This is a genomic window from Streptomyces sp. AK08-02 (assembly GCF_033795085.1).
GTDB lineage: Bacteria > Actinomycetota > Actinomycetes > Streptomycetales > Streptomycetaceae > Streptomyces > Streptomyces echiniscabiei.
The window spans coordinates 148678-157034 of the sequence record NZ_JARAZV010000024.1 but is presented as its reverse complement, the minus strand read 5'-3'; the positions used below and the strand labels follow the sequence as shown (position 1 = coordinate 157034).

At 69.7% G+C, this 8357-nt stretch carries 4 protein-coding genes, 1 tRNA gene and 1 pseudogene; 4 read left to right on the top strand and 2 right to left on the bottom strand.

Annotation, left to right across the window (positions count from 1 at the left end):
- Positions 1–57: 57 nt before the first annotated feature.
- The 3 genes and pseudogenes from PV734_RS39755 (at position 58) to PV734_RS39745 (ending at position 2353) form a co-directional block, all read left to right on the top strand.
- Positions 58–411 carry a hypothetical protein gene (locus PV734_RS39755; protein ID WP_319294274.1) on the top strand — a complete coding sequence of 118 codons (354 nt, stop codon included), beginning with the start codon at positions 58–60 and terminating at the stop codon, positions 409–411.
- Between the two features lie 1083 nt (positions 412–1494).
- A tRNA-Arg gene (locus tag PV734_RS39750) sits at positions 1495–1567 on the top strand.
- 220 nt (positions 1568–1787) lie between these two features.
- Positions 1788–2353, top strand: a pseudogene (locus PV734_RS39745) (Uma2 family endonuclease).
- Between the two features lie 90 nt (positions 2354–2443).
- Here PV734_RS39745 and PV734_RS39740 read toward each other — a convergent pair.
- Positions 2444–2863, bottom strand: a complete 420-nt coding sequence (locus tag PV734_RS39740) for a roadblock/LC7 domain-containing protein (protein WP_319095268.1) — start codon at positions 2861–2863, stop codon at positions 2444–2446.
- On the bottom strand, positions 2860–5052 hold the full coding sequence (locus PV734_RS39735) for a nitrate- and nitrite sensing domain-containing protein (RefSeq protein WP_319095269.1): 2193 nt from the start codon (positions 5050–5052) through the stop codon (positions 2860–2862). The genes PV734_RS39740 and PV734_RS39735 overlap by 4 nt, the downstream gene beginning before the upstream one ends.
- A gap of 306 nt (positions 5053–5358) precedes the next feature.
- On the opposite strand from PV734_RS39735, the gene PV734_RS39730 reads away from it, so the two are divergent.
- A complete protein-coding gene (locus PV734_RS39730) occupies positions 5359–8337 on the top strand; it encodes a M36 family metallopeptidase (protein WP_319294272.1) in 2979 nt (992 codons plus the stop codon).
- Positions 8338–8357 lie beyond the last annotated feature (20 nt).

Below are 8357 nucleotides of genomic sequence, written 5' to 3'. Positions count from 1 at the left end.
CGCCGGCCGCCGGGCCCACACCGAACGCACCCTCGTCCTCAGCCTCTACGGCATCACATGATCAAACCGGACGACCCGGGCAAACGCCGGGGCCCTGGCACCGACCCGGACACCGGCCGCAGACTCAAAAGCGACACCGAACGCGGCTTCCACCGTGCCGAACACCTCCAGCAAATACCCGAGGCAACCCTCGCCCACCAGCAGCTCTATCCCTACCGCAGCGACTCCGAGTCCGTACACAACCAGTTCGACAAAAGCCTGTGGAACGAGCGAATGATCTCCTACGGACTCGATCGGCAGAAGGTGTTCGCACTCGGCTTCGTCATCTCCCAGAACGCCACCAGCCGCCGCATCTTCCAGGAAAGGTCAAAGAACGCACAGGCGGCGACCGTACAACGGGAAGCCGCGTAAACCCGCAGCCACAACCGCCTCTTCTCCCGGCCGAAACATAGCGGCACACCGCACCGAGCGTTCCCCGCCCGTACCCACGGGCAGGGAACGCTCAGCCATATCTCCTCCTGGGCCAGCACCGCCGACCAACACCGGGCACGGCCCTCAGCCGAGCCAGATTCGTTCTTTTCTGACGGGGCATGCCGACCGACCAGACGCAGCCACCAGCAGTCAGTACGGGTTCTTCTTTCACTCACAGAACTCCGGCCTGTCCCCCTTACCGCACGGACCCACATGGCGAAGCCGGTACTGGTGCTCCCAAGACGACTCGGAACAAGGACAGCGCAGGTTCTCGGATTTGGATTCCCGCCTGCACCCAGAGCACCCTTCCTCGCCCTGCCGAAATACGACAGATTCGCGGGACAGGCAGGAATTCTGATCCCCAAAGCGCGGAATATGCGGGAGCCGCGTTCGGCGAACCCCCAGAGCGCCGTATCCGTTCCCTCGAAATACGGAGGGCGGCACAAATCAGAGCAGATACATTTCCTGGCCCAACACAGAAACCGACACAAGTGTCGTCCAGCCGCCGGTCTTCCTGATTTCCTTCCGGCTTCAGACCGCTCGACAGCACAGATACACGTCGCTCGGATCAGTCACAGCGAACTCGCCGAACGCCCCTCCGAGCGCGCGGAGCATTGCACAGCCGTGCCCTCGACCGACCGTCCACCCATGCATCCCGCAGGAGCAGCTGTCATGCCAGCCCGCGCCGCGGCAGCACCAAGGTCACCCACAAGCTGACACAGGGAACGGAACGGTCCAACCACCCTGCCCCTCCAGCCCCTCAGGACCCGCAAGCTACTCGCTTCGAACAGAAGAAACCGCAGGTCAGGGACGTCCTTGCGCATCACCTGGCGCGCTCTCCCCAATCTCGATAACCCTTGCCCGGACACATCCGCTACGCTGTCCCTGGTCAGGTACTGGTACACCGAGTTGTTCGCGCAGACGACAGTGCGAAGGACGCCGTACCGAGTCTGACCAGCGGGTTTGTGTCCCTCGCTGAAGATCTGCGGTCTGGATTTTCTACAAGGTTTTCCACAAGCCCCCGCCTTCGTAGCTCAGGGGATAGAGCACGGCTCTCCTAAAGCCGGTGTCGCAGGTTCGAATCCTGCCGAGGGCACAGCGCATTACCGCTCTCACCTGGGGTTCCTTCCCCAGGTAGGGCTCCTGTTCGGCCTCGGACTCCTCGTCCGGGGCCGTTTGCATGAGCCTCTGCGACTGCTGGTCAGGTGCTGGCCGACGGGAGGAGTGTGAGCGGGATCAGCAGGCCGGACGGACGGCGGACAATACGCTGAGTCCAGTGGGATCGGGCCCGCGGAACAGCGTCCGGGAGGTGCTTCATGACGGCCGAGATGGTGGCCCCCGCGTGGATGCATGAGCAGATCACGGCGGCAGAGTACGAGTCCTGGTCCGAGGAGCAGTGCGCCGGTATCGAGATCGTGGGCGGGATGGTCGTCGTGAGTCCGGGTGTGGCCAAGAGGCACAGCCGTCTGGCCCGGATTCTGGCGAACGCCCTGGATGCCGCCGCCGGCCCGGAGTGGAACGCCGACACCGGCTTCGACGTCCGGCTTCAGGACGTCCCGCTCACCAATCGCCGCCCCGACGTCGTCCTGTACCAGGCCGACACCATCGACATCACCCCGACCCGCCCCGAGCACGTGCTGCTGGTCGCGGAGGTGGTGTCGCCCGGTTCGGAGACCACCGACCGGATCGTGAAGGTCGACCAGTACGCCAGGGCAGGCATCGGCTTCTACTGGCGGATCGAGCAGGCCGTGGCAGGCGTTCCCCTCGTGTACACCTACGTTCTCGACCCCGCGACGAGGACCTACCGGGACGGCGACGTGTTCACGGCGTCCTCAAGATAGTGGCCCCTTTCCCGGTGGAGATCGACCTCGGGCAGGTCTGACCAGGCGCCGCTCGGCAGCCACAGCGCGTGTGCCATGCGTGAGCGGACGGTCCGACGCAGGGCAGCATCAGCCGGAGCCCGGCCTGGCTCCTAGCCCGCCGCCAGTGGTGCGGCGTGGAGTTGGCGGACGAGTTGCGGGGTGAGGAGTTCGCCCGCGCGGTCGGCGAGTACGGCCATCTCGTAGCCGACCAGGCCCACGTCGCAGCCCTCGGCCGCGAGGACGCCCAGGCAGCTGCCGTCGCGGATGCGGCCGACCATGAGGAAGCCGCCGAGCATTTCGATCATGACGAGCTTCATGCCGCGGAAGCCGTGTGTCGTCGCCGCGTTCTGGGCGAGGCTGGTGATGCCGGAGACGACTGCGGCGAGGTGGTCGGCGCGGTCCCGGCCGAGGTTGTCGGAGGCCGCCATGAGGAGGCCGTCGGAGGAGACGGCGACCGCGTCGGTGACGCCGTCGGCGGTGCGGACGAACTCCGAGACGAGCCAGCCGAAACTCTGGACGGCGGTGGTCACGATGACGCTCCTTGGGTGCTTCGGGGTGTGTTGCGGGCCTCGGCGCGGGCGACACCTGCCCGGAAGCCGTTGAGCAGGGCGGAGACCGCGGGACGTGCGACGGGCGCGGCCGGGAGGATTCGCGGGGACCGTGCGGGGGCGGTCGGTGAGGGTGTGGTCTGTGCGGGGGCGAGCAGGCGGCCGGGCAGGACGACGAGTGCGGACAGGCCGCCGCCCGGGGTGTCGAAGAGGTGCACCTTCGCGCCGTCGCCGAGGCGGTGGGCGAGCCGGCCGACGACGAGGTGGCCGAGGAAGCGGGTGGGTGCGGCGAGGAAGGCGTCCTCGCCGCCGCCTGCGAGACGTCGGGCCGCGCGTTCCTTGTCGTCCACGGACATGCCGACGCCGTGATCGACGACGGCGAAGCTGTACGTGTCGTCCTCGGTGTCGTACCAGCCGTGCACCTCGACCCGCTCGGTCGGCGGCGAGAACGTCAGCCCGTTCTCGATGAGTTCGGCGAGGAGATGCGCGACATCGGCGACGGCGTGGCCGCGTACGCGCACCGGTTCCACGGCCGCGATCAGGACCCTCCGGTACTGCTCCACCTCGGCGACGGCCGACTGGACGACCTCCAGGCCGTCGGCGGGTGCCGCCGTGGGCCGGGGCGGATTCTGTCCGGCCAGGACGAGCAGGCTTTCGGCGTTGCGCCGCATCCGGGTGGCGAGGTGGTCGAGTTCGAAGAGCTCGGCGAGGGCGTCCGGGTCGATCTCCTGCCGTTCCAAGCGGGTGATGAGGCCGAGTTGCCGGCGTACGAGGTTCTGGTTGCGGCGGCCCAGGTTGGCGAGCGACTCGGTCGTGTTGCGGCGCAGGACGGCCTGCTGGGCGGCCAGTTGGAGGGCCGTGTGTTCCACCAGGCGCAGGGACTCGGCGACTTCGGCGATCTCGGCCGCGCCGCCCAGTGGTCGCGCCTCCGGGAACTCCACCTGGTCCTGCGGTGACTGCTGGATCCGGGCGACCGTCGCGGGCAGACGGTGCCGGGCCACGTCGTGGGCCGCCTCGGCGAGGGCGCCGAGAGGACGGGTGAGGGAACGTGAGGCGAAGGCGGCCAGGCCCGCGACGAGGGTGGCCATGAGCGTGCCCGCGAGGAGGTAGGCGGCGAGGGCGAGTTCGGCGTCGTGACTGAGGCTGTCGGCCCGGTCCCGTACGTCGTCACCGACCGTCTGCTGGACGTCGTACAGATCGTCCACGAGCACGGTCATCACGTCCCACCAGGCGCCGGCGTCGACGCGTAGCGCGGAGCCGTCGGGGGCGCCCTCCGCCCGGGCCTCGTAGGTGGTGGCGCGCACGGCGTCCTTCGTCGCGAACGCACGCTTCAGCTCGGCGAGTTGGGGTGCCGACGCGACCTCCCGGAACCGGGCGAGGGCGGCGACGCGGGTCGCGCGCACCTCCGTGAAGGTGAGGTACTCGCGGCCGTGGAAGGCTCCCTCGGCGAACACGCCGTTGAGGAGGCCGCGTTCGAGGGCGACGGACTCCTTGGCTGCGGCCAGTTCACGCAACGCCGAGAGTCCGTCGCGCAGTTGCCGGTCGGCGCTCGACGCGGTGTCCGCCACCGGGTCGACGTCGTTGAGGGCGTCCACGGCGGTGGTGTAGAAGGTCAGGGTGGCTGTGCGGTCGGCGGTGGCCTTGCCCGCGGCTGCCCGGTCGGTGGCGGCACGGACGGCGGCGAGGCGACGCAGGTTTCGCTGGATGACGTCCTGCACCTCGCGTTCGGGGCGCATCGAGCGCAGCGCCGTGTCGACGCGCTCACGAGTGGCGGTGAGCTGTGTGCGGTAGCTCTTCTCGCCGCCCAACAGGCCGTTCGTCAGGCCGCGTTCGCGTTGCAGCTGATGCACCAGCGCCTGGACCCGCAGGCTGAGGCCGACCTCGGTACGGGTCGTCCGGGCGTCACCGAGTGCCTCCGCGCGGCCGTACACGGCCAGGCCGGCCACGGTCAGCAGTAGGCAGATCGGGACGGTGATGACCACCGCGACCCGGCCCCGGATGCTGCGCCAGCCGGGCAGCGGGCGGCGACCGGTGGCCGTTCGGCGGGCGGAGGGCGTCCGGCCGCGGTGGCGGGGTTCCGGCCCGCCGACGGAACCGCCGCCAGGCCCGCCCAACCTGCCAAGCCTGCCGAGCACCTCGAACAGCGGCCGAAATGGCGTCCACACCCTCATGTCGCGACGCTAGTCCTCCGGCCGTCGCGTCCGGTTTCCAACCTGTAAGAGACCGTGGGTAGTTGAGTTGCGCCACCCTCACACCCCAGGTCGCGGAACCGTGCCGGCGCGGGCGGAGCGTGCCTTCGGCGGCCTTTGTCCGGGAGGCCCGGGTCACGCTGACAGCTGATGCCCTTGGGACTTGTGAGGCTCCTGTGAACATTGAACATTCAGGGTTCCTGGTGTGCAACGCCTCCTGAAAGGCTGGAAGCTCACAACTCGGCCGCTCCACGCGGTCGTTGGACCTCACCCCCCACGAGGCAAAGCATGGCGAAAGCCGCCTTCTCGCGCAGAACCCGCGCGACCATATTCACCGCGACGGCCGGCCTCTCGCTGGCCGTCGCTCTGCTTCCCGGTGGCGCGAGCGCGGCCCCGGGCGATCCGGCGGGCCGCCCCGCGGCCGACTCGGGCGCACCGGCGGGCTCCCCGTCGGGCGACGCTCCGCCGCTCATACCCTCGCAGCAGTCCCTGGCACGAAGCGACGCCCGGCTCACGAAGGCCGAACAGCGGTCCGGCGTACGGCAGTTGCGCAAGCAGCTCGGTGCGCAGGGTGTGCTCGAACTGGACCCTGACACCGGTACCGCGCGTCAGGTGGCCCGGCTCGACGGGTACCTGACGTCAGCCAGTGGCAGCGCCCCGGAGGACATCGCCCGGAAGTATCTGCGCGCGCATCCCGATGTGTTCGGGCTCTCCGCCGCTCAGGTCCAGGGTCTGACCCTGCGCAAGCAGTACACCGATGTCGCCGGGATCCGTCATCTGTCGTTCGTCCAGTCGGTCGACGGTGTCCCGGTGTTCGGCAACGGTGTCAAGGCGAACGTCGCCCGCGACGGACGGCTGATCAGCGTGCTCGGCGCCCCGGTGCCGAAGCTGCCGGCCGCGCTGGCTCCCGCCAAGATCACCGGAACTCAGGCTCGGCGTAACGCGGTTCGCGACATCGCGGGCGGCACAAGCGCCGGCACCGCGAGCTCGGACACCGCCAAGCAGGTGGTGTTCACGGCGCCGGACGGCACGGCCCGACGCGCGTGGCGGACGGTCACCACACCGGGCGGCGAGGGCATGTGGCTGCACGTGGTCGACGCGGGCACCGGCCGGGTCCTGTACCGGCAGAACCTGTCCTCCGACCTGACGTCCGGCCCGTCCAAGCAGTCCGGGCAGTCCGCGAGCTCGGCCGCCGGACAGTCCACGGAGAAGGCCACGGCCCTGTCCTCCGCGGGCCCGCTCCGGCAGACCGGCAAGGTGCTGGTCTGGGACCAGTACCCGGGTGCCCGGTCCGGCGGCAAGCAGCACACCCGTCATCTGACCGCCCGGGGCTGGCTCCCCGAGGGTGCACAGACCCTCGACGGGTCGGTGGCGCACGTCTTCAGCGACGTCAACGACAACAACAAGGTGGACCCGGGCGAGGAGGTCACCCCGGCGGCCGACGGGACGTTCTCCTTCCCGTTCAAGCCCTTCACCGGTGACGGCTGCGGCACCCCGCTGCCCTGCTCGTGGAACCAGAAGACGCCGAACTCATGGCAGACCAACCGCGAGCAGAACGCCGCGCAGGTCTACTACTTCCTCGGCACCTTCCACGACCACCTGGAAGCCGGTCCGATCGGCTTCACCCGGGCCGCGGGCAACTTCGACAGCCGGGACGGCGACGCCGTACAGGCGCAGACCGACGACGGCGCGGCCATCAAGGACGGGCTGCCCGACGACGACCACCTGAACAACGCCAACATGGGCACGCCGCCGGACGGCCAGGCGCCCACGATGCAGATGTACCTGACCGGTGCCATACCGGGCGCCAACGTGCTGCAGGCCAACTTCGGCGACGACGCCGCCACCGTCTACCACGAGTACACCCACGGCCTGTCCCACCGGCTGATCACCGACGCCGACGGGGTCCCCGCCCTCAACAGCGAGCAGTCGAACGCCATGGGCGAGGCGTGGAGCGACTGGTACGCCCTCGATTTCCTCAACAGCGAGGGCCTGCTGAAGGACAACCGGCGCGTCGACGGCGACGTGAACCTCGACGCGCCGGGCTGGAGCGACGAACTGCCGGCGCGCACCCAGTCGATCGACTGCCCGGTCGGCGCCACGTCGGCCGCCTGCCACGGAACGACCCAGGCGGGCGCGGGCGGTTACACCTACGGCGACTACGGGAAGATCTCCCGCCGTGGCCCGGAGGTGCACGCCGACGGCGAGATCTGGGGCGAGACGCTCTGGGACCTGCGCAACGTCCTCGGCAGCCGGCTCACCGAGTCGCTCGTCACCCGGGCGATGGAACTGTCACCCGTGAGCCCGAGCTTCCTCGACCAGCGCAACGCCATCCTGCAGGCCGACACCGTGGTCAACGGCGGACGCGCGCACGACCGGATCTGGAAGGTCTTCGCCCACCGGGGCATGGGCTGGTTCGCCGCCGCTCTCACGGGTGACGACGTACGGCCCGACGAGGACTTCTCCGTGCCGCCCGGCCCGAACACCCCGGTGGTCACGCTCACCGGCAAGGTGACCGACGACTCGTCCGGTGCGCCGGTCGGCGGCGTCACGGTCAGCATCAGCGGCCACTCCTCCGGCTTCCCCGGCGCCGACCTCTCCGCCGTGAGCGCGGCGGACGGCACGTACGCGATCCGGAACGTGCCCGAGGGCACCTACCGGAAGGTCTACGCGAGCGGCAACGGTTACGAACCGCAGGTCCGTACGCTCACCGTCACCGCCGGCGCCGCAGACTGGGCGGTGCGCCGCGACTGGTCGGCCTCCTCCGGTGGCGCCGAGGTCGCGGAGTTCAGCGGCGTCGACTACAGCGACTTCGGCTGCGGACCGGCCGGTCTGATCGACATGTCGGCCAACGTCTGGGGTTCGGAGGCCAACGGCGGCACCAACGGCACCGGGGTCGACCCGGTCCACAACACCGTACGGCTGCCCCAGGGCGTGGACATCAGCGAGCTGCGCGTCGACCCGACGTCCGGCTGCGGGGACGACCTGACGGCGTCCCTCGGCGACTACCGGATCGAGACGTCCACCGACGGCACGACCTGGGCCACCGCCGCCGAGGGTCACTTCGGTCCCGCCGACACCGGCCGGGAGAACGCCGTGCCCCTCAACACGGGTACCGCGCAGAACGTCCGGTACGTCCGCGTCACGATGCTGGGCAACCAGGCCGTCGACAACGGCGTGGACTGCGCCCAGGACTCCGGCCCCTCGGGCTGCAGTTACCTGGACATGACCGAGCTCGTCGTCCACGGCACACCCCACCAGGGCTGACGGACCCGGCAACCAGCAGA